Origin of the sequence: Streptomyces sp. NPDC021749, from assembly GCF_040640655.1 — a bacterium.
Taxonomy (GTDB): Bacteria; Actinomycetota; Actinomycetes; order Streptomycetales; family Streptomycetaceae; genus Streptomyces.
The window spans coordinates 114704-134698 of sequence record NZ_JBFACE010000015.1; the positions used below are offsets into that span (position 1 = coordinate 114704).

The window sequence follows — 19995 nt, forward strand, 5'->3', positions numbered from 1 at the left end:
ACACCGACGCATGCGAAGGAGTGCCCCCATGCCGCAGGAGTCCGCCGTCTACACGCACGGCCACCACGAGTCCGTACTGCGCTCCCACACCTGGCGCACCGCGGCCAACTCGGCCGGATATCTGCTGGATTCGCTGAAGCCGCACATGCAGGTGCTGGACATCGGCTGCGGTCCGGGCACGATCACCGCCGATCTGGCCGCGCTGGTGCCGGACGGGCAGGTCACCGGGCTGGAGCGGGCGCCGGAGGTGCTGGACCAGGCACGCGCCACCGCCGCCGCGCGCGGGGTCGACAACGTCCGGTTCGTGGTCGGCGACGTCCACGCGCTGGACTTTCCCGATGACACGTTCTGTGTGGTGCACGCCCATCAGGTGCTGCAGCACGTGGGCGACCCCGTCCAGGCGCTGCGGGAGATGCGCCGGGTGACCAGGCCGGGCGGGATCGTGGCCGTCCGCGATGCGGACTACTCGGCGATGACCTGGTACCCGGAGGTCCCGGGCATGACCGACTGGCAGCAGCTGTACCTGCGGGTGGCGCGGGCCAACGGCGGTGAGCCGGACGCCGGACGCCGGCTGCACGCCTGGGCCCGGCAGGCCGGCTTCGCCCCGGAGGCGGTCACCGCCACCACGGGCACCTGGTGTTTCCGGACGCCGGAGGAGCGGTCCTGGTGGAGCGGGCTGTGGGCGGACCGCACGGTCAGCTCGGCGTACGCCCGGAACGCGGTGGACGGCGGGCACGCCACGGAGGCCGAACTGCGGCGGATCGCGGAGGCCTGGCGGGCCTGGGGCGCCGAGGAGGACGGCTGGTTCGGCATCCTGCACGGGGAGATCCTGTGCCGGGTCTGAGTGATCACGGCCAACTGATCGCGTACCGGCCGGGGGCCCAACTAGGGTGGTTCACATGGACATTCTGGGGACCTCGCTGCGGGTGTGCGTCGCCGATCTCAATGCCGCGATCGGTGTCTACGAACGGCTGACGGGCGCGGAGGCGATCCGCTTCCAGCGCGGCGGTGTGGCGGTCGCGGCCGTCGGGTGCTTCTTCCTGATGAGCGGCCCCGAGGCGGAGTTGTCGGTGCTGCGGAAGATCACCGCGACCCTCGCTGTGGAGGACGTGGACGAGGCGGTGGCCGACCTGACGGCGGTCGGCGCGGACATCATCGCCGGGCCGGTGCCGACGCCGATCGGCCGGAACGTGGTGGCCCGTCATCCGGACGGTTCGATCTTCGAGTACGTCGACCGCAAACAGGGCGCCGGGGTCTGACACGACTCCCCCGGCGGCCCTGCTCACACGGGGCCGGCACACCGCCCGGGACGGGCCCTGATGAGGCTCTCTCAGGACACCTCCAGCACGATCTTGCCGCGGGCCCGGCCCGCCATGCTCCGCCGCAGCGCCTCCGGTGCCTCGGACAGCGGGTAGACCGCGTCGACGGCCACGGTCAGCTTCCCGGCGTCCGCGAGGGCGCCGAGGGCGGTCAGACCGTCGCTGTCCGGGCGCACCCACACCAGATGGCCGCCCTTCGCCGTGACCTCGCCGTCGGCGATGGACACCACCCGGCCGCGGTCCTTGAGCAGTTCCTGCGAGACGTCCACCACGCCGCCGCCGACGAAGTCCAGGGCCACGTCGATGCCGTCCGGCGCCAGCGCCCGCACCCGGTCGGCGAGCCCGTCGCCGTAGGAGACCGGCTCGGCGCCGAGGGACCGCAGGAAGTCGTGGTTGCGCTCGCTGGCCGTACCGATGACGCGGAGGCCCTGGGCGACCAGGATCTGCACGCCGAGCGAGCCGACGCCGCCCGCGGCGGCGTGCACCAGGGCCGTCTCGCCCGCCTTGGCGCCGACCCGCCGGGCGGCCTGATACGCCGTCAGACCGGCGAGCGGCAGTCCTGCGGCCTGCTGCCAGCTGAGCGCGGCCGGCTTGCGCGCCAGGGTCCGCACCGGCGCGGCGACCAGCTCGGCGTACGTACCGTGCTGGAGGTCGTCCTTGCGGACGTAGCCGATGACCTCGTCACCGACCTGGTACTCGGTGGCGTCCGCGCCGACCGCCTCGACCACACCCGCCACGTCCCAGCCGGGAATCAGCGGGAAGTGGACGTTCAGCATCGGGTCCAGATAGCCCGCGAGGCTCTTCCAGTCGACGGGATTGACCCCGGCCGCGCGGACCCGGACCAGGACCGAGTCCGGGGCCACCTTCGGGTCGGGGAGGTCGGAGTAGGTGAGGACGTCGGGGTCGCCGTAGCGCTCTGTGCTGATTGCCTTCATGACCGGGCACAACACGGGACGGTCCGGGATCATTCCAGCTCCGCACACACTTTCACTCGATCGGGCGTACGAGTTCGGGGCATCCGTGGGCGGGCCGGCTACACCGGCCGCATCCGGAACTCGTAGCGGTCCGGGAGCGGATGGGCGGACCGGGCCCTGGCGCGCACCTCCTCGGTGACCGGCCCGCCGGCCGCGGTCAGCCGCTCGGCGATCGCGAACCAGGTGTCGCTGAGCACCTCGTCGCCCTCCCGCAGATCGGCGATCTCGAATCCGGCGTCGAAGACCTCCCGGGCCGCTTCCGGCCGGTCCTGGGCGAGCAGCACCCGGGCGGTCAGCAACCGGAAGCGGCCGTCGGCCGCGACGCGCTCCGGCAGCGCGGCCAGCAGCCGCGCTGCCTCCTCGGTACGGCCGGCGGTCAGGAGCGCGGGCACCGCCTCCCGGAGGAGCGCGGGCAGTGCGGCGCGCCAGGTACGGGCGGCCGGACCGTCCGCGCCGGCCGCCGCCACGGCGTCGCAGGCCTGTACGTACCGGTCGGCGGCCCGGGCCAGTTCGCCCGCCGCGGACTCGGGCCCGAGGGTGGCCGGGTCGAACGGCGTACCGGGCAGCGCGAAACCGGCCCGGGCCGCCTCCAGCGCACCCACCCCGAACCGGTGGCCAGCGATTCCTTCGGCTCCCGGTCGGCGTACGGCAGCCAGGCCGCGTACGCCGCGTCGACCTCCGCCCGCGACAGGGCCGCCTCCAGTCCGGCGGCGACCGCCTCGCGCGCCGCCGTCCAGTCCGTGCCGTGCACCACCACGGGGTCGGCGGCCAGCGGCCCGTACGCCTCCAGCCAGCTGACCGCACCGCCGGCGTCCAGCGGCACGTGCTCCATCTGGGTACGGGCGAGCCCGGCCTGGATCTCGGCGTAGCCGCCGGTGCCCGGCTCGGTGAGCCACTGCTGCCAGCGCCGCCCGGCCCGCCCCGCACCCCACAGGAAGAGCTTGCGGCCGCGCAGCACGTCGGTGGACGTCTGGACCAGACCCCGGCCGGCCGCGTCGAGCGAGCTGATCCAGCGGCGGGCGCCGTCGGGCAGCTCGTAGAAGTAGTCGGCAGGGAATGCGCTGCGCAGCGGGTACGTGCGGTCGGCGCCGTCCGACTCGGGGAGGGGGACCCGGCGCAGGGTCCGCTCGTAGCCGAAGTGCCAGGCCTCGTCGGCGGGCGCCAGGACGCGGGCGCCCTCCTCCTCGGGGACCGCGATGCTGGACCACCAGTAGACGGGCACGGTGTGGTGGTGCGGATTGCGGATGCGTACGCCGACGTGGAGGAAGTCGGAGCCGTCCGGCAGCCACAGGTCCACCTGGAACGGCAGATCGCGCAGCCGCTCCCATTCCCAGAGCCGGAGCATCTCGCCGCCGTCCGGCGCCGGGACCCGGGCGGCGTGCAGCGGGGCGCAGGAGAGGGTGGTGTGGCCGGTGGCGCCGATGTTCCACTCGATGCCGCCGGAGAACCACGCCCCGTTGAGGGCGAACGCGGCGGGCTGCAACACCGGGTTGCGGTAGCGGAGTTCGCGGTCGGTGGACTTGTGGAACAGGGAGTACACCCGGCCGCCCAGACCGGGCAGCACGGTCGCGCGCAGCCGGTCGTTCTCGATGACCAGGGCGTCGAGGTCAGTGCGGCGGCGGGCCCGGCCGTATCCGTCGCGCCGCGCGACCGGCAGGATCGAGGTCAGCGGCCGGTACCCGATCTGGTGCGCCATGTCGGCGGGCAGCCCGGCGTCCGGGGGGATCCGGACGCGGTGGAGGTCGTGGCCGCCCTGGAGGGCGGGCAGGGGGTTGTCCGGACCGAGGGGGGCGGCGGGAAGGGTCAGGGTGGTGCGTCGCACGCTCGTGGCCACGGCTGCCTCGCAAGGGGGGGGACCGGCCACCTCGGCTACGGCGGCCTCCTGTTGGCCATGGAACCGCCTCACCGCCGGTCCGAACAGGGCTTCTTCCGGCCCGCGGGGTCAGGGTTACGCAAAGGAGGCCCGCGGGAACGGTGCGGTGCCGCCCCGGAAACAGTGCGAGGAAACAGTGCGATGCAAGCGCATCGAAAGGTCACGTCCGTGGTGGGCACCGGCCTCACACCGTCCCTTCCGCAGCCGTCCCGGTGGCCGTCTCCGTGACCATCTCGCTGGTGATCGCCCAGCGTTCGTGGTCGCGCCAGGCGCCGTTGATGAAGAGGAAGTCCGGGGAGAACCCCTCCCGGCGGAAGCCGGCGCGCCGGACGAGGGCGAGCGAGGAGGCGTTGTCCGGCTGGACGTTGACCTCCAGCCGGTGCAGGCCCAGCGGGCCGAAGGCGTGATGGAGCACGAGGCGCAGCCCCTCGCTCATCAGGCCGCGGCCCGCGGCGTGCGCGAAGGCGCCGTAGCCGATCGCACCGCAGCGGAACGCGCCGTGCACGATGTTGTTGATCGTGAGGTAGCCCGCGATCCGGCCGGTGGTGAGCTCGCAGATCAGGAAGCCCTCGCGCTGCGGTTCCTGCAGCCTGAGCAGATAGGCGTCGTAGGCGGCGGCATCGGCCGGCGGACAGAGCCACGGGTGGTGCAGCTCGGCGCTGGCCCGCGCCGCGGCGGTGAATTCGTCCCGGTCGGCGGCGGTGAAGGGCCGGATGCCCACCCGCGGCCCGCGCGCGAGGTAGCGGTCGTTGATCGTCACCGGGAAATCCTACGGACGGCCGTGCGGTACGGGCCAGCGATTGCGGGCGCGGCCCGCATTCCGGAGGGTCGTCCCCACCACGCCGTCGTTGCCCGGTGCAAGCAGTCTGTCACGGCGCCGTGCCCTCGTCGGAACGCGCTGCGGGCCGGCTCCGGGCACCGGCGGTGCCGCCCACCCCCGTGGGGCCGCGCCGCCGGTGCCCTGGCCGTCAACTCCGTGCGCACACGCCCCCCGTGTCGTGCGCGTACGGACTCAGGTCGCTCGGTAAACGACCGCCCTTCACCGGTTCACCACCGATCGGCCGAGGCCCGACCCGCGCCCGTCGGCGTACCAGGACGCCGGCGAGGGGTCGGTGGGTTCCGGTGGTTCGGTGGTCCCGCAGAGGTCGGCTGCCGCCGCCAGGGACCCGTATCGCAGGTCCCAGTCGTGCGCACTGCGGGTGTCCGGTGGCACGAGGCGGTCCCCCTCTCGGAGGTAGGTCAGCAGCCTCTCGTGCGGAGAGGACTGACGTTCACTCATGGATGCTCCCCATTCGGATGTGAAGGACTGGGGCGGGATAGGTCCCACCCTGAAGCCGCGTTGGCGCACGGCCTCGGGGCGGGATCCAGCCCGGCAGACGGCGCCGGGGGCGGTGGGCGGGCGGCGGCCGCCGGAGATTGCGGCCGCCGGGGCCCGGGGCTACGCCGGTTCCAGGTCCTCGTCCTCCCGCCAGAGCTTCGCCTTGGTCTCGGCCGCGGCCAGCTGCCGGCTCACCGTCGCCGAGGAGACCTCCAGCAGCTCCGCGATCTCGGTCCCCTTCAGGCCCCAGACGTGGGTGAGCTCCCAGATCGCCGCCTGCCGCTCGTCGGCGATCGCCGCCTTCACCGACTCCAGCAGCTCCAGGTATTCGAGGCCGGCGACCGGGTCCGGGCCGAACCGCCGCCCGCCCTCGGGCGGTTCGTCGTACGGCCGCTCGCCCGAGGAGCTCTTGCGCCAGTGGTCCCGGAGCTTGTTGCGGGCCACCACGGTCGCGAAGACGATGACCGGCTTCTCGAACCTCGTGCCCCGGCGGAACTCCTGGAAGATGGCGATGCACACCTCCTGGGTGATGTCCTGGGCCAGGTGGTAGTCGTGGGTGACCCGCGTGACCGAGGCGATCAGCCGCGGCTCGACCGTACGCAGCGCCTCCATCAGCTCGGCCTCGCGCTCCTTGGACAGCCGGCGGGGTGACTCCGCGGAGTCGCTTCCGCCCCCTGAGAGCTGCCTCATGTGTCGTCCCTCTCCGCTGACCGGGTACCGCTCGGGGGTCCCGGGCTCCCTGTAAGGACGCGGTGGGGGCCGGAAGTTTTTCACCGGGCCGATGCAAATTCCGGTCTCCCGGGCGGGACTTGACGGTATGGACACTCGCACCGCACTCGCTCTCGCGCTCGGCGGCCTCACCGTCTACCTCGCCTACGTCAACCCGGTGCTCGGCGCCGCCCTCGGCATCGGTGTCGTCGTGGTCACCTTCCTGCTGACGTACCTGGAGAAGTAACCGCGGATCAGGCGCGTACCGCCGCCTCCCGCTCGGCCGCGGTCGGTGCGGCGAGTGCCAGGCGGCGGTGGATGCGGCGGAGCATCGTGCGGGCCATGAAGGGGTGCACGCGGCGGACCACGGCGAAGTAGAGCCGGCCGGCCGTGTTGTGGATGCGGACGACCGTGCCGAGGGTGACGGTGCCGTCCGCGACCAGCAGCGAGGCGCGGAAGTCGAGGTGCCGGGCGTTCTCGCCGAGCAGCAGCTCCTGGTCCGTCCGGCCGACGACCGGGAAGGACGCCCCGCGCAGTACGCCCTGCCACGCCTCCGGCGCGTCCGGCAGACCGGGCAGGAGGTCCATCTGCCAGGCGTCCTCGAAGTCGGTGCGCGGGAAGGCCCGGTGGGCGAGCCGTGCGGCGGCGGGCAGGGCGACGGCCCGGGCCCGGTCCCACGCCAGGCCGTGGAGCAGCCGGACCCACCGGGAGCGGCGGGGCGGTGGTATCCGCCGTCCCGCGGCGGCCCGTTCGATGTTGTCGAAGAGCTCCTCGACGACGGTGCGGTGCATCGCGCGGATCGCGAGGGACCACAACAGCCGCCGCCCGAGCGGCATCCGGGCCTCCAGGAGGTGTTGTACACAGCAGCGGTCGGGGCCTTCCGGGCGGACGGTGATCTCGTGCCGGCCGGTGCTGCCGTCGGTGAAGTCGAAGCGGATGCGGCGGCCGGGCTCGTACGCGCCGACCCGGTAGCGGACGAAGCCGTGGCCGCCGTCCGCGCCGACCCCCAGCGGGCGGTCGAAGCGCATGGGCGGCCAGGCCGGCGCCGGGAAGAGCGGGTCGTGGTCGCTGCCGAGCCGGTCGAGCAGGGCGCCGACGGTCTCTGCGGGGGCCTGGACGGTGCGGGAATGGACGTCGCGGACGGTACGCACGGAGCACCTCCATACGGTTGCGTATGTTTTACCGTACGGTACCGTATGGACATGCCACGACAGCAGCGGACGAAGGAATCCGGCGGCGTTCCCCGGCAGCGGCTGACCGCGCAGGACTGGGTCGATGCGGCACTCGCGGCCATGGGCGAGGGCGGTCTCGCGGCGGTGGCCGTGGAGCCGCTGGCCGCCCGGCTCGGCACGACCAAGGGCAGCTTCTACTGGCACTTCGCCAACCGGGAGGCGCTGATCGAGGCCGCCCTGGAGCGCTGGGAGCAGCTCGGCACGGAGGCCGTGATCACCGAGGTCGAGACCGAGCCGGATCCCGGCAAGCGGCTGCGCCGGCTGCTGCTGCACGCCACGAACTGGGCCGCCGAGGACCCCTTGGAGGTCTCCCTGCTCGCGACCGCCGCACAGCCCCGGGTCGCGGCCGCACTGGCCCGGGTCACCGAACGGCGGATCGGCTACGTCGCCGCACTCTTCGTGGAGTTGGGCTTCGCCGAGGAGGAGGCGCGCCGCCGCGGACTGCTGGCGTACACCGCCTACCTCGGGCACACCCAGCTCGCGCACGCGGTCCCGCGGAGCCTGCCGGACGGGGCCGCGCGCGAGCGCTATCTGGACGGCGTGATCGACATGCTGGTGCGTCCGCTGTGACGACGGACGAGAGGAGGCACCTGCGACCGAATTCGACCGAACTTGAACCAAGTTGGCCGAACTGCGCGTAGACGTGCCATGTACACGAGGCATGAAGTGGAGATCAGCGCGGGGAATACGGCGCGCAGTTGCGTTGACATCTCACATGCGAGTGGTTCGAGTGCGCTCGAACCCCCCTCGTAACGGGAGGCAGTTCGTGACCGAAGCCATTTCGTACTTCCAGGACCGCACCTGTCCCTACCACCCGCCCAGCGCCTACCAGCCGCTCCGGGAGGCCGGGCCGCTGGCACAGGTGACCTTCTACGACGGCCGCAAGGTATGGGCGGTGACCGGCCACGCCGAGGCACGGGCGCTGCTGAGCGACCCGCGGCTGTCGGCCGACCGGCAGAACCCGGCCTTCCCGATCCCCGTCGAGCGGTTCGCGGCGATCCGCCGGGTCCGCACCCCGCTGATCGGGGTGGACGACCCGGAGCACAACACCCAGCGCCGGATGCTGATCCCCAGCTTCAGCGTCAAGCGGACCGCCGCGCTGCGGCCGGAGATCCAGCGGATCGTCGACGAGCTGATCGACCGGATGCTGGAACAGGGCCCGCCGGCCGAGCTGGTCTCCGCGTTCGCGCTGCCGGTCCCGTCGATGGTGATCTGCTCGCTGCTCGGCGTCCCGTACGCCGACCACGAGTTCTTCGAGGAGCGGTCCTGCCGCCTCCTGCGCGGCCGCACGTCCGAAGAGGCGGAGGGCGCCCGGACCGAGCTGGAGGAGTACTTCACCGGACTGATCGCCGACAAGGAGAAGCGCCCGGGTGACGGACTGCTCGACGAGCTGATCGAGGACCGGCTGCGGGCCGGCGCCCTGGAACACGAGGAGCTGGTCCGGCTCGCCATGATCCTGCTGGTGGCCGGCCACGAGACGACCGCCAACATGATCTCGCTCGGCGTCTTCACGCTGCTCGAACACCCGGAGCAGCTGGCGCGGTTGAAGTCCGAGGACAGCCTGATGCCGGCCGCGGTGGAGGAGCTGCTGCGGTTCCTGTCCATCGCCGACGGCCTGCTGCGGGTGGCGAAGGAGGACATCGAGGTCGGCGGCCGGCTGATCCGCGCCGACGACGGTGTGCTGTTCCCGGCGTCCCTGATCAACCGGGACGAGGAGGCCTACCCCTCGCCCGACCGGCTGGACTTCGGACGGTCCGCCCGGCACCACGTCGCGTTCGGCTTCGGCATCCACCAGTGCCTGGGCCAGAACCTCGCCCGCGCGGAGCTGGAGATCGCGCTGCGTTCGCTGTTCACCCGGATCCCGGATCTGCGACTCGCCGTACCGGCTGCCGAGATTCCGTTCAAACCGGGGGACACTCTCCAAGGCATGATCGAACTGCCGCTGGCCTGGTAGCGGCCATGACGGCGGACGAACGAAAGGAGTCCGGCATGCGGATCACCATCGACCAGGGCGTCTGCATCGGCGCCGGCCAGTGCGCCCTGACCGCCCCCGGGGTGTTCGACCAGGACGACGACGGGTACGGCCTGGTGCGCCCCGGCCGCGAGGACGGCGCCGGCGACCCGCTGGTGCGGGAGGCCGCCCGGGCCTGCCCCGTGCAGGCCATCACGGTCACGGACGACTGAGCCGACACCCGCGCGGACGGTGCGCCGGACACGCGCGGCGGCCGGACGGTCCCGGTGGCCGCGGCGCGCCCGCACCGTACCGCCCCGACTTCACCCTCCCTACGGCATCCACCTCATCCGCTACCGCAACACCCCTTTGGTGACCGGCAGTTCGAGGACACCCGTGTCCTCGGGCGCGCTGGTGACCGCCACCGGTTTCACCCCACGATCGCCCGCTCAGCGTCACCCTGGGCGCGCCCGCCACGTCCACCGGCCGGCCCCTGACCGGCGCGGACATCCGGTCCAGAGGGGTCCCGCGGACGTCGGACGGCGCCGGGACGGGTGGACGGCGGACGTGGCCGGCGGTCAGTCGCGCAGCTCCAGCGGCGGGACGTCCTCGCGCGAGAATCCGAAGACCCGGGCGTAGAGGGCGAGTTCGGCCTCCAGGGTGCGGACCAGGGTCTCCGCGCGGCGGAAGCCGTGGCCCTCGCCGGGGAAGGCCAGGTAGGCGTGCGGTACGCCGCGGCCGGCCACCGCGGTGAGGAAGCGCTCGCACTGCGCGGGCGGGCAGATGACGTCGTCCAGCCCCTGGAGCAGCAGGAACGGCGCGGTGATCCGGTCCGCGCGGTGCAGCGGGGAGCGCTCGCGGTAGCGGTCGGGCACCTCGGCGAGCGGGCCCACCAGCGACTCCAGGTACCGGGACTCGAAGTCATGGGTCCCGCCGTTCGCCCAGTCGGTCAGGTCCAGGACCGGGTAGCTGATGGTGCCGCAGGCGTAGAGGTCGGTGGAGGTCAGCGAGGCGGCGGTGGTCCAGCCGCCGGCGCTGCCGCCGCGGATGGCGAGCCGGGCGGGGTCGGCGGTGCCCTCCTCGGCCAGCGCCCGGGCGACCGCCGCGCAGTCCTCGACGTCGACCACGCCCCACTGGCCGCGCAGCCGCTCGCGGTAGGCACGGCCGTAACCGGTCGAACCGCCGTAGTTGACCTCGGCGACGCCGATGCCCCGGGAGGTGAAGTAGGCGATCTCCAGGTCGAGCACCATCGGCGCGCGGCTGGTGGGGCCGCCGTGCGCCCAGATCACGAAGGGCGGCAACTCGCCGTCGGGCGCGGTGAGTTCGGGGTGGTGCGGCGGGTGGATGTGGGCGTGCACCTCCCGTCCGTCGGGTCCGGTGAAGGTGCGGTGCCGCGGCCGCGGGTAGTAGGCGGGGTCCACGACGTCGGTGTGCCGGCAGGCGATCGCCCGGGCGCGTCCGGTGCAGGTGTCCAGCTCGACGACCTCGTACGAGCGGTCCGGACCGGCCGCGATGCCGACGACCCGGCTGCCGTGCACGGCGAGCGCGGGTGCCCACTCCGTCCAGGGGCCGGCGGTGTCGACGAGGTCGCCGCTGACCGGATCGAGGATGCCCAGCGTCAGGGCGCCGCGGCCGTGCAGCACCGCGAGGGTGCCGTTCTCCAGGGGCAGGAACCAGCGCTCGCCGACGTTCCACAGCGGGCCGCCGAACTCCTCCTCCCGTCCGGGGCACAGGCGGCGGCGCGCCCCCGCCCCGTCGTCCTCACCCCCGCCGGGCTCGATGCGCATCAGCTCCCACCAGCCGCCGCTGTCCGAGACGCACAGCAGCGAGCCGTCGGCGTCCCATTCGACCTGCACCACGGACTCGCCGGCCGCGCCGCCGTCCGGTGCGGTCGGGCCGGGGTCGCCGGCCAGCGGCCGGATGCCGGTGAACTCGCCCTTGCCGGTGACCTCGGCGAGCATCAACAGCGTGCCGTCCCAGGGCATCTGCGGGTGGTCCCAGGCGAGCCAGGCCGCCCTGCCGCCGTCCGGCGAGATCCGCGGGCCGGTCACGAACCGGTGCCGGTCGTCGCTCAACTCCCGTACGGATTCCCGCTGTCCGGCCGCCGAGCCGTCGAGCGGCACGGCCGCGATCACCCGCCGCACGTCCGTCGGCCCGTCGCCGGTGAACTCCTCCAGCACGCACCACACCTCGCCCAGCTCCGGGCGCAGCACCGGATCGACCCAGCGCAGGCCCTGCCCCACATCGGACAGGGGGGTGAGCGGGCGGGGCTCCCGGCCGCCGTCCGGTTCGTAGGCGTACAGCCGCTGGTCGGCGAAGTGGCAGAACACGATCAGCGGGCCGCGCTCGGTGACCGTACCGGCCCAGGGCAGCCCGCCGTACTCCAGCACCCGGCTGCGGACGTTCCACGGCGCGGGCAGCACCGTCTCCTCGGTGCCGTCCGGCCGCCGCCGGACCAGCGCCCGGCGGCCGCCCTCGGCGGGGCGCGGCGCGGTCCACCACACCTCGTCGCCGACCACGCCGACGAAGGCCGGCCGGCCGTCGTGCGCGGCGACCGTCCGGGCATCCATCGGGGACGGCCAGGTGCCGTAAGGGGCCGTGGTCACCATGGTGCGGATCCTCTCCTCCACCGGTCGGGCGTGGCGCGGGCCGGTCAGGCCGCGCGCAGGAAGTGGTCGAGGACCCGGACACCGAAGTGCAGTCCCCCGACCGGTACGCGCTCGTCCACGCCGTGGAAGAGCGCCTGGTAGTCGAAGCCCTCGGGGAGCTTCAGCGGCGAGAAACCGTATCCGGTGATGCCCAGCCGGGAGAACTGCTTGGCGTCCGTGCCGCCGGACATGCAGTACGGGACGACATGGCCGTCCGGGTCGAAGCGCTCGACGGCGGCCCGCATCGCGGCGTACGTCGGCGCGTCCACCGGGGCCTGCAGGGCGACCTCGCGGTGGTGGTACTCCCAGTCCGCCTCGGGGCCGGTCAGCTCGTCCATGGTGGCGCCGAACTCCGCCTCGCCGCCGGGGACGACCCGGCCGTCGATATGGGCCACGGCGGAGCCGGGGATCACATTGACCTTGTAACCGGCGGCCAGCATCGTGGGGTTGGCGCTGTTGCGGACGGTCGGTTCGACGAGCTTGGCGGACGGGCCGAGCGTGCCGAGGAGGGCGTCGACATCGCAGTCCGGCGCGTCGATGTCGGCGTTCAGGCCGTGCAGGGCGACCAGTTCGCGCAGCGCGGCCCGTACGGTCGGGGTGAGCCGGACCGGCCATGGGTGCGCGCCGATCCGGGCCACCGCGGCGGCCAGCCGGCTGACCGCGTTCTCGTGGTTGACCTTCGAGCCGTGCCCGGCCCGCCCGCGGGCGGTCAGCTTGAGCCAGGCCGTGCCCCGCTCCCCCGCCGCGATGGGGTACAGCTGCATCCCGCCGCCCGCGTGGAAGGTGAACGCCCCGGATTCGCTGATGCCTTCGGTGCAGCCCGCGAACAGCCCGGCGTGCCGGTCGGCGAGGAAGCCCGAGCCGTCCTCGGCGCTGGCCTCCTCGTCGGCGGTGAAGGCCAGCACGATGTCGCGGCGCGGCCGGACGCCGGTGCGCGCCCAGTGCCGTACGGCCGCGAGCACCATCGCGTCCATGTTCTTCATGTCGATGGCGCCGCGGCCCCAGACCACGTCGTCGACAACCTCGCCGGAGAACGGGGGCACGGCCCAGTCGGCGGGTTCGGCGGGGACCACGTCGAGATGGCCGTGGACCAGCAGTGCGTCGGCCGCGGGGTCGGTGCCCTCGATGCGGGCGACGACGTTGGTGCGGCCCCGGGTGCGTTCCAGCAGGGTCGGTTCGATGCCGGCGCCGGCCAGTTGCTCGGCGACGTACTCGGCGGCGGGGCGCTCCCGGCAGGTGCCGTCGCCGGCGTTGCTGGTGTCGATCCGGATCAGGTCGGAGGTGAACCGCACCACCTCGTCCAGCGCCTGCCGGTCCACCCCGGCCCGGTGACCCGCGGCGCCCTCTTGCTCTGCCTTCTCAGCCATATTCTTCCTCCACGGCGGACGACACGACGGTGGTGACCGCCTTGAAGCACCGGATGGCTTCGTACATGTTCTGACCGGTATACGCGACGCGGCGCTCCGCGCTGCGCTCCACGCCGGGTACGCAGGTCGCGGCACCCACCAGATGCTCCGCGTCGAACTCCAACTCGACGCGGAAGGGCCCCCGGCGGGCAGGTTCGTGACGGCTCGCCAGCGCCGCGCCCTTGGCGGCCGCGGCCCGGATGTCGGCGGCCGTACGGGCCGGTGGCCGGCAGACCGCGGCGTAGCGCGAGACGTAGTCCTTGACGGCCACCGCGGGCGCCTGCGGGGCGTACCCCTGGGCGTCCTGGCAGGTGCGGTCGTCGCCGGTGACCAGGACGACGGGCACGCCGTACTCGGCGACGACGAGGGAGTTGAGGTAGCCCTCGCTGGCGCGGGTGCCGTCGACCCAGACGCCGGTGAGGGTGTTGGCGAGGTAGGTGTGGGCGAGGACGCCTTCGGTGCCCGCCCCGGTGTGGTAGCCGACGAAGGCGATGCCGTCGACGTCGCCGTGCTGGACGCCCTCGACCATGCTGAGCGACTTGTGCCGGCCGGTGAGCAGCTGCGCCCGGTCGTCGAGCTTCTCCAGCAGGAGGTTGCGCATCGACCAGTGGGCCTCGTTGACCAGCACCTCATCGGCACCGCCGTCGAAGAATCCGGCGATCGCCGCGTTGACGTCGGAGGTGAACAGGTGGCGGCAGCGTTCCCACTGCGGCTTGCCCGGCAGCACGTCGGCCGGCCAGGTCACACCGGTGGCGCCCTCCATGTCGGCGGAGATCAGGATCTTCACGGTCACCAGTCCTATCGCAGGCAGCAGGCGGTATGCACGATTTTCGTCATCACTCGTTCACAACGGTTTCGAGGCCTCGAACGCGCCCGGTGGCGCATGACGCCTCGTCCGGCACCCTCCAGGACCGCCGAGTTGGCCGCAACACCTGCTGCCCCGGGAGAAAGCGCGTGTGACTCGGGAGCGCTCGTGTGGCACCGTATTCCACACAGTTTCTGTCGCAAAGCGGAAGGGCATCCGCCAGAATTCCGATGGAGTTCCGACGGACTTCTGTCAGCCGCCGACACCCCCTGCCCGGTGGGATAGAACGTCCCGAACCGGCCTCCCACATGAGGAGACAGAGGCAGAATCATGAGCACAGCACAGAACGCCAGCCCCTTAGCGCAGCTCGGCACCCCGCAGGCCGACAGCGGTGACGACCAGCTGGCCGCCCTCACCGAACTGGTCATCCGGTCTCTTTGCGAGCGCAATCCAGGCTTCGGGGAATTCCTGGAGCGGAACGACCGGGCGCGGATCACCCGGCTGATCGCGGACGTCCTGCGGGCCGACCGGCCGCTGCCGGCCACCGTGCGGGCGGTCCGGCTGGCGACCGACACCGACATCCACCTCGTCGCCGCCGCGCTCGGCGACTGCCTGGTCAGCCTGCCGGACGAGGAGCCGGGCCTGCTCATTCCCGGCGCGCTCGCCGAGGGCGAGGACGGACGGGCCCGGCTGAAGGGCATCCTGCGCCACCGCGCCGCCGCGGTCGGCCATGCGGTACCACCCCAGGACGCAGCCGCCTCGGTCCGCGCCGCCTCCCGCCTGCTGGAGCTGGCCGCCCGGTGCGACGGCCCCGCCGCGGGCGTGGCCTTCGTCGACGACCACCTCTCCAGCCTGCTGCTCCTCCAGGACGAGTCGCTCACCCGCACCCTCATCGCGCGCCGGCTCAGGCCACTCGTCGGCCTGTCACCGGAGCGGTGCGCACGCCTGGAGGCGACGCTGCTGGCCTGGCTGGGCGGGATGGGCGCGCCCGAGGTGGCCAAGGCGCTCAGCATCCATCCGCAGACCGTGCGGTACCGGATGCGCCAGCTGGAGAAGCTCTTCGGTGCCCGGCTGCGCGATCCGCGGGCCCGCTTCGAGATCGAGCTAGCCCTGCGCGGCCGCCGGCTGATGGCGGGCACCCACCGGCGGCGGGCCGCCGCATCCCGACGACCACGCCCCAGCCAAATCCGACAGCCGGTGCCACGGCCCTGAGGGGCGCCCTACGCACGGGGCGCCGCGCCGCTCCCCCATGCGCCGCACCCCTCCCCTCCACCCAACCCGCCCCATCCACCTCGTCCGCCCTGTCCACCCCGTCCGCCCTGCCCGTCCCGTGCGTCCTGCCCGTCCTGTGCGCACCATGCGCCCCTCCCATCCCGTGCGTCCCGATTTGGCGAATCTCACACCCAAGCCACGCTCCCCATATACGGACATAGCAGCCCATATTGCCGGGCTGCCCTCTGACCTGCCCCGTATCGTCACCGTGACCCATGAAGGGCCCACACGCCGCCGCGCGCGGCTGTGCCGGCCCGACCACCCCCGGTCACCCGAGGCCGACCGCCACCGGCGGGGCCCCGATACAGCGGGACAGGAACCACCCCCATGCACGGATCACGCCTCCACGGACGACGCCTCGCAACCGGCACGCGCCGCGGGCTGGCCGCACTCGTGGCCGCCGGATCACTGCTCACGGTGCTCACCTCGGCGGCCCCGGCCGCGGCCGGCACCGCCAGCACCCCGGTGGCCGGCGCCAAGGTCGTCTGCACCTCCAAGAAGCCGGGCCTGGCCCCGGTCCTGTCCCATGACATCGCCGGCGCCCTGCACGGCCGGCAGAGCGCCTCGGCGCTGGCCGTCTACGACCGACGCACCGGGACCCGCTGCTCCTTCAAGGCCGGCACCCACTTCGACTCGGCGAGTGTGGTGAAGGTCACCGTCCTCGGGGCACTGCTGCGGCAGGCCGAGGAGGGTCAGCGGAAGCTGACCCCGCGCGAGGTCAAGCTGACCACCGCCATGATCACCAAGTCGGACAACGACGCGACCAACGCCCTGTGGCACCAGATAGGCCCGGCCGGCGTCCAGCGCTTCCTCGACCTGGCCGGGATGCGGGACACCGTGCCGGGCCACGGTGCGTCCTGGGGCCTCACCCAGGTCACCGCCGCCGACCAGCTCACCCTGATGCAGCTGCTCACCACGGACGGAGCGGTGCTCGGCCCGGCCTCCCGCGGATACGCGCTCGACCTGATGCACCGGGTCGCGTCCGACCAGCGCTGGGGCGTACCGGCCGGCGCCCCGGCCACCGCCACCGTCCACGTCAAGAACGGCTGGCTGCCGCGGGACACCGGCGGCTGGCGGATCAACAGCGTCGGCACCTTCACCGGCCACGGCCACGACTACGGCATGGCCGTCCTCTCCACCGGCAACAGGACCATGGACTACGGAGTCGCCACGGTCGAGGGCGCCGCCCGGGTCATCCACCGCGACCTGCGGCGCTGAGACCCGCCACCCGCGCGTACCACCGGACCGCCGACGGCGGCGTCGCCCCCGGCCCGGCGACCGCTCCGGTCACGCCTGCCGGCCTGCCCGTGCGCGTGCCGGTGCGAGGTCGGCGGGCGAGCCTTCCCGGCGGCTGGTCTCCAGCGCGACTCGGCCACCCGGACTGCCGTACCGGACGTACCGGTGCCGTCCGACGGGAGGCCAGGCGCCATGGGCGGTCGCTCCTCCGTACCCGGCCGTGCACCACCGCCACCACGGTCCGGCCGCACGGTGATGCCGCGGCGGCATTCCGTGAAGCGGACGAACGGGTGGTACGCCCGCCCAACGGGCGCTCGGGCACTGTCCCTTGGCGCGAGATCAGTCCTCGTGTCCGAGCTGGAGGTCGCGTTCGGTACGGCCGCCGCCGGCCACCTGCAGGACGGTGGCCACCGGCGGGTATCCGGCGGCGACCACGGTGTACTCGCCGGCCGCGAGGTCCACGAAGCGGAACAGCCCGTCGGGCCCGGTGACGGCGGTGTCGACGACGTTGCCCGCGACGTCCAGCAGGGTGACCCGGGCGTCCTCGACGGGGCGCCCGCCACCGGCCCGTACGGTCCCGCGCAGTACCGCACCTCCGGCGAGTTCGATGTCCTGGCGGGTCTCCCGCGACGCCTGGACGGTGACCGGCAGCGCGGCCGGCCGGTACGCCGGCGCGCTGGAGGCCAGGGTGTACTCCCCGGCCACCAACTCCCCGATGACATAACCGCCTTCGCGTCCGCTGCGGGTGGTCGCGACGACCTCGCCGCGCACGTCGGTGAGGGTGACCATGGCATCGCGTACGGGAGTGCCGTCGGCGGTGGTGACGGTGCCGGCCAGCCGGCCGGCACCGCCGAGGACCACGTCCAGCTCGACCGGCCGCTCACCTACGGTCACGGTCACGGCCTGCGGCTGGTGGCCGCCGGCGGCCGCGATCAGCACGTAGGAGCCGGGGCCGGGGGTGCTCAGCGCGTACCGCCCGTCCTCACCGGAGGCGCCGCGCCCGATCTGCCGCCCGGTGACGTCGATGAGGGTGAGCGCGGCCCGCGGCACGATCGAGCCGTCGTGGTGCCGTACCGCCCCGCACACCGGGATGCCCGAGTGCCCGCCACCGGAGAAACCATAGCCACGCCGGTAACCGGCCATCGGGACGGTCGGGTTGAGGGCGTCCGGGTCGACGGCGGCACGGGCCGGAGGCACCGCGGCCGACCCGGTTGGTCCGGTCGGATCGACAGATCCGGCGGGTCCCGCCGGTTCGGTCGGCTCGCCGTACGCGGTGGTCCGGTCCGGGGTCGGGGAGGTCTGCGGGGCGTGAGGGGCGTGGGACACCAGTGGTTTCTCTTTCAGGAAGAAGGCGAGCACGAGGCCCAGGGCGAGCATCGGCGCGAGGGAGAAGAAGACCCTCGGCACGGCGTGGGCGCAGGCGGCGAGATAGCCGTCGCGCAGGGAGGCGGGCAGTGCGTGGACCAGCTGCGGGGTGATCGCCTCAGGGTCGGGCAGCCGTCCCGGCGCCGGCGGCCGGTCGTCGAGCTGGCGGGCCAGCCGGTCGGCGAAGAGGAGGCCGAAGAGGGCCGCGCCGACGCTGCCGCCGAGCTGCCGGACGTAAGGGGCGGGGCCGGTCGCGGCGGAGAGGTCACGGGCCCGTACGGAGTTCCGGACGGCGCGCAGCAGCACCGGCAGCACGAAGCCGATACCCAGGCCCAAAAGGGCCGTCCAGAGGCCGTAGACCACCCGGGACGCGCCCGGGGCCGACCGCGACAGCAGCCACATCCCGCCGGCGGCCACCGCACAGCCCAGGACGGCGAAGGCCTTGTGGGAGTGGCCGGTGCGGTGGATGAGCCCGCCGGAGACGACCGAGCCGAGCACGATGCCGCTCAGCAGCGGCAGCATCAGCAGTCCGGACTCGGTGGCCGAGGCGCCGTCCACCCGCTGCAGGAAGGTCGGCAGACGGCTGGCGGCGCCGAAGAGCGCGATGCCGGCGGCGGTGCCGATCAGGCAGGTGAGGTGGAAGACCGGATCGCGGAACAGCCGCAGCGGGACGATCGGTTGGGCGGCGAAGTGCTCGACGGCGAGGAAGAGCAGCGCGCTGCCGAGCGCCCCGGCCCCCAGACCGAGGACCACCCGAGAGTTCCAGGCGTACTCCGTACCGCCCCAACTGGCGAGCAGGACCAGGCAGGTGGAGAACGCGGCGAGCAGCAGTGCGCCGACGAGGTCGGGCCTGGGCCGGCCGGGCGACGGGGGCAGCTTCAGCGCGAAGGCGATGACGAGGAGGGTCAGCGCACCGAGCGGGACGTTGAGGTAGAAGCACCAGCGCCAGGAGAGGTGATCGACGAGGAAGCCGCCGATCAGCGGTCCGACTGCGAGGGCGACGCCCGAGGCGGCGCCGAGCAGTCCCCTGGAGCGGCCGCGGGACCAGGAAGGTAGGACGTCGGCGACAATGGCGTGGACGCCGATCATCAGTCCGCCGCCGCCGACGCCCTGGACGGCCCGGAAGGCCACCCACTCGTCCATGGTGCGGGACCAGCCGGCCAGCGCCGACCCGGCGGTGAAGACCAACAGCGCGAAGAGGAAGACCGGTTTGCGGCCGAAGAGGTCGCCGAGTTTTCCGTAGAGGGGCAGGCCGAGGGCGGAGGCGAGGAGGTAGGACGTCGCGGCCCAGGACATCGTGCCCAGGCCGTGCAGCTCGCCGACGATCTTCGGGAGCGCGGGGGCGATGAGGGTCTGGCCGAGGGCCGCGAGCAGCAGGGCCAACAGCAGCCCGGCGAGGACCGGACGGAGCCGGCGGGGGCCGAGCGGCAGCGGCGCGGCGCCGTCCGATGCGCCGGGTCGGCCCCCGGCGGCCGGTGCCATGGCCGGGCCGGGGGCCGGTGGACCGGTACGCCCGGCCGGATCGCTCAGGGTGGTCCCGCCCACGTGCTGCTCCCCTCGTCACGCCTGTTGTCGCCCAATTTCTCGCATTGGGCGACAACAGCGTTCAAGCGCGACGAAAGGGGTCCAGCAGGGCCGGAACGGACGTCAAGTGCCTTGCCGACCAGGCCCCTTGGGTTCCCATCAGGGCTTTCCGTACGGAACCGGCGCGGCGGCCGCTGCGCTTCGGCACGGCGGAAACCACCCGAACCGGTGAGCGTGACGGAACGGACTCAGGGTGACGCATGTGACGCCCGCGCTCAGCGCACGAAGCACATGGCGTGCACGCCCCGCAAGACACGCAAGGCACGCAAGACGGGGAACACTCACGATGCGCACGATGCGCACG

General features: G+C 73.2%; 17 protein-coding genes and 1 pseudogene. 8 read left to right on the plus strand and 10 right to left on the minus strand.

Annotation, left to right across the window (positions count from 1 at the left end):
* Positions 1 to 28: 28 nt before the first annotated feature.
* Entirely contained in the window at positions 29 to 844 is an 816-nt protein-coding gene (locus AB0G35_RS17395) for a class I SAM-dependent methyltransferase (RefSeq protein ID WP_360949445.1), read from the plus strand.
* Positions 845 to 899: 55 nt separating this feature from the next.
* Positions 900 to 1259 (plus strand): VOC family protein, encoded by a 360-nt coding sequence (locus tag AB0G35_RS17400; protein WP_360949447.1) that lies wholly within the window; start codon positions 900 to 902, stop codon positions 1257 to 1259.
* 71 nt (positions 1260 to 1330) lie between these two features.
* Here AB0G35_RS17400 and AB0G35_RS17405 read toward each other — a convergent pair whose 3' ends face one another.
* From AB0G35_RS17405 to AB0G35_RS17425, 5 genes and pseudogenes are all read right to left on the minus strand, one after another.
* The gene (locus tag AB0G35_RS17405) at positions 1331 to 2254 is read right to left on the minus strand and encodes an NADP-dependent oxidoreductase (protein WP_360949449.1); all 924 of its coding nucleotides are present in this window, start codon (positions 2252 to 2254) and stop codon (positions 1331 to 1333) included.
* A gap of 98 nt (positions 2255 to 2352) precedes the next feature.
* A pseudogene (locus tag AB0G35_RS17410) lies at positions 2353 to 4127 on the minus strand (DUF5107 domain-containing protein).
* 223 nt (positions 4128 to 4350) lie between these two features.
* Complete coding sequence (locus AB0G35_RS17415; RefSeq protein WP_360949451.1) at positions 4351 to 4926, minus strand: GNAT family protein; 576 nt, start codon at positions 4924 to 4926, stop codon at positions 4351 to 4353.
* Between the two features lie 279 nt (positions 4927 to 5205).
* Positions 5206 to 5445, minus strand: coding sequence for a hypothetical protein (locus tag AB0G35_RS17420; RefSeq protein ID WP_360949453.1), 240 nt, complete (start codon positions 5443 to 5445; stop codon positions 5206 to 5208).
* 159 nt (positions 5446 to 5604) lie between these two features.
* On the minus strand, positions 5605 to 6174 hold the full coding sequence (locus tag AB0G35_RS17425) for a sigma-70 family RNA polymerase sigma factor (protein WP_360949455.1): 570 nt from the start codon (positions 6172 to 6174) through the stop codon (positions 5605 to 5607).
* A gap of 127 nt (positions 6175 to 6301) precedes the next feature.
* Here AB0G35_RS17425 and AB0G35_RS17430 point away from each other — a divergent pair, with 127 nt between their 5' ends.
* Positions 6302 to 6439: a hypothetical protein gene (locus AB0G35_RS17430; protein WP_360949457.1), complete on the plus strand. Its 138-nt coding sequence runs from the start codon at positions 6302 to 6304 to the stop codon at positions 6437 to 6439.
* Between the two features lie 7 nt (positions 6440 to 6446).
* Here AB0G35_RS17430 and AB0G35_RS17435 read toward each other — a convergent pair whose 3' ends face one another.
* Complete coding sequence (locus AB0G35_RS17435) at positions 6447 to 7343, minus strand: DUF2867 domain-containing protein (RefSeq protein WP_360949459.1); 897 nt, start codon at positions 7341 to 7343, stop codon at positions 6447 to 6449.
* Positions 7344 to 7394: 51 nt separating this feature from the next.
* On the opposite strand from AB0G35_RS17435, the gene AB0G35_RS17440 reads away from it, so the two are divergent.
* From AB0G35_RS17440 to AB0G35_RS17450, 3 genes are all read left to right on the plus strand, one after another.
* Positions 7395 to 7994, plus strand: a complete 600-nt coding sequence (locus AB0G35_RS17440; protein ID WP_360949461.1) for a TetR/AcrR family transcriptional regulator — start codon at positions 7395 to 7397, stop codon at positions 7992 to 7994.
* Positions 7995 to 8190: 196 nt separating this feature from the next.
* A complete protein-coding gene (locus AB0G35_RS17445; RefSeq protein WP_360949463.1) occupies positions 8191 to 9378 on the plus strand; it encodes a cytochrome P450 in 1188 nt (395 codons plus the stop codon).
* Positions 9379 to 9413: 35 nt separating this feature from the next.
* Positions 9414 to 9608: a ferredoxin gene (locus AB0G35_RS17450; protein ID WP_360949465.1), complete on the plus strand. Its 195-nt coding sequence runs from the start codon at positions 9414 to 9416 to the stop codon at positions 9606 to 9608.
* A gap of 345 nt (positions 9609 to 9953) precedes the next feature.
* On the opposite strand, the gene AB0G35_RS17455 is transcribed toward AB0G35_RS17450, so the two are convergent.
* The 3 genes from AB0G35_RS17455 to AB0G35_RS17465 are packed head-to-tail and all read right to left on the minus strand — an operon-like array spanning position 9954 to position 14216.
* Positions 9954 to 11984, minus strand: a complete 2031-nt coding sequence (locus tag AB0G35_RS17455) for a prolyl oligopeptidase family serine peptidase (RefSeq protein ID WP_360949467.1) — start codon at positions 11982 to 11984, stop codon at positions 9954 to 9956.
* A gap of 44 nt (positions 11985 to 12028) precedes the next feature.
* On the minus strand, positions 12029 to 13390 hold the full coding sequence (locus AB0G35_RS17460; protein ID WP_360949469.1) for a M20/M25/M40 family metallo-hydrolase: 1362 nt from the start codon (positions 13388 to 13390) through the stop codon (positions 12029 to 12031).
* On the minus strand, positions 13383 to 14216 hold the full coding sequence (locus tag AB0G35_RS17465; protein WP_360949578.1) for a M55 family metallopeptidase: 834 nt from the start codon (positions 14214 to 14216) through the stop codon (positions 13383 to 13385). Before AB0G35_RS17465 ends, AB0G35_RS17460 begins: the two co-directional genes overlap by 8 nt.
* Before the next feature lie 348 nt (positions 14217 to 14564).
* Here AB0G35_RS17465 and AB0G35_RS17470 point away from each other — a divergent pair, with 348 nt between their 5' ends.
* Complete coding sequence (locus AB0G35_RS17470; protein WP_360949471.1) at positions 14565 to 15446, plus strand: helix-turn-helix domain-containing protein; 882 nt, start codon at positions 14565 to 14567, stop codon at positions 15444 to 15446.
* A gap of 387 nt (positions 15447 to 15833) precedes the next feature.
* Positions 15834 to 16724 carry a serine hydrolase gene (locus tag AB0G35_RS17475; RefSeq protein ID WP_360949473.1) on the plus strand — a complete coding sequence of 297 codons (891 nt, stop codon included), beginning with the start codon at positions 15834 to 15836 and terminating at the stop codon, positions 16722 to 16724.
* A gap of 357 nt (positions 16725 to 17081) precedes the next feature.
* Here the strand turns inward: AB0G35_RS17475 and AB0G35_RS17480 are convergent, their stop codons facing one another.
* Positions 17082 to 19589 (minus strand): MFS transporter, encoded by a 2508-nt coding sequence (locus tag AB0G35_RS17480; RefSeq protein ID WP_360949581.1) that lies wholly within the window; start codon positions 19587 to 19589, stop codon positions 17082 to 17084.
* Positions 19590 to 19995: the final 406 nt, after the last annotated feature.

Excerpts from the sequence above, each read along its gene's own strand:
- AB0G35_RS17440 (WP_360949461.1), top strand. The coding sequence starts at position 7,395 with ATGCCACGACAGCAGCGGACGAAGGAATCCGGCGGCGTTCCCCGGCAG.
- AB0G35_RS17480 (WP_360949581.1), bottom strand. The coding sequence starts at position 19,589 with ATGGCACCGGCCGCCGGGGGCCGACCCGGCGCATCGGACGGCGCCGCG.
- AB0G35_RS17470 (WP_360949471.1), top strand. The coding sequence starts at position 14,565 with ATGAGCACAGCACAGAACGCCAGCCCCTTAGCGCAGCTCGGCACCCCG.
- AB0G35_RS17430 (WP_360949457.1), top strand. The coding sequence starts at position 6,302 with ATGGACACTCGCACCGCACTCGCTCTCGCGCTCGGCGGCCTCACCGTC.
- AB0G35_RS17400 (WP_360949447.1), top strand. The coding sequence starts at position 900 with ATGGACATTCTGGGGACCTCGCTGCGGGTGTGCGTCGCCGATCTCAAT.
- AB0G35_RS17450 (WP_360949465.1), top strand. The coding sequence starts at position 9,414 with ATGCGGATCACCATCGACCAGGGCGTCTGCATCGGCGCCGGCCAGTGC.
- AB0G35_RS17395 (WP_360949445.1), top strand. The coding sequence starts at position 29 with ATGCCGCAGGAGTCCGCCGTCTACACGCACGGCCACCACGAGTCCGTA.
- AB0G35_RS17420 (WP_360949453.1), bottom strand. The coding sequence starts at position 5,445 with ATGAGTGAACGTCAGTCCTCTCCGCACGAGAGGCTGCTGACCTACCTC.
- AB0G35_RS17405 (WP_360949449.1), bottom strand. The coding sequence starts at position 2,254 with ATGAAGGCAATCAGCACAGAGCGCTACGGCGACCCCGACGTCCTCACC.
- AB0G35_RS17455 (WP_360949467.1), bottom strand. The coding sequence starts at position 11,984 with ATGGTGACCACGGCCCCTTACGGCACCTGGCCGTCCCCGATGGATGCC.
- AB0G35_RS17460 (WP_360949469.1), bottom strand. The coding sequence starts at position 13,390 with ATGGCTGAGAAGGCAGAGCAAGAGGGCGCCGCGGGTCACCGGGCCGGG.
- AB0G35_RS17475 (WP_360949473.1), top strand. The coding sequence starts at position 15,834 with ATGCACGGATCACGCCTCCACGGACGACGCCTCGCAACCGGCACGCGC.
- AB0G35_RS17425 (WP_360949455.1), bottom strand. The coding sequence starts at position 6,174 with ATGAGGCAGCTCTCAGGGGGCGGAAGCGACTCCGCGGAGTCACCCCGC.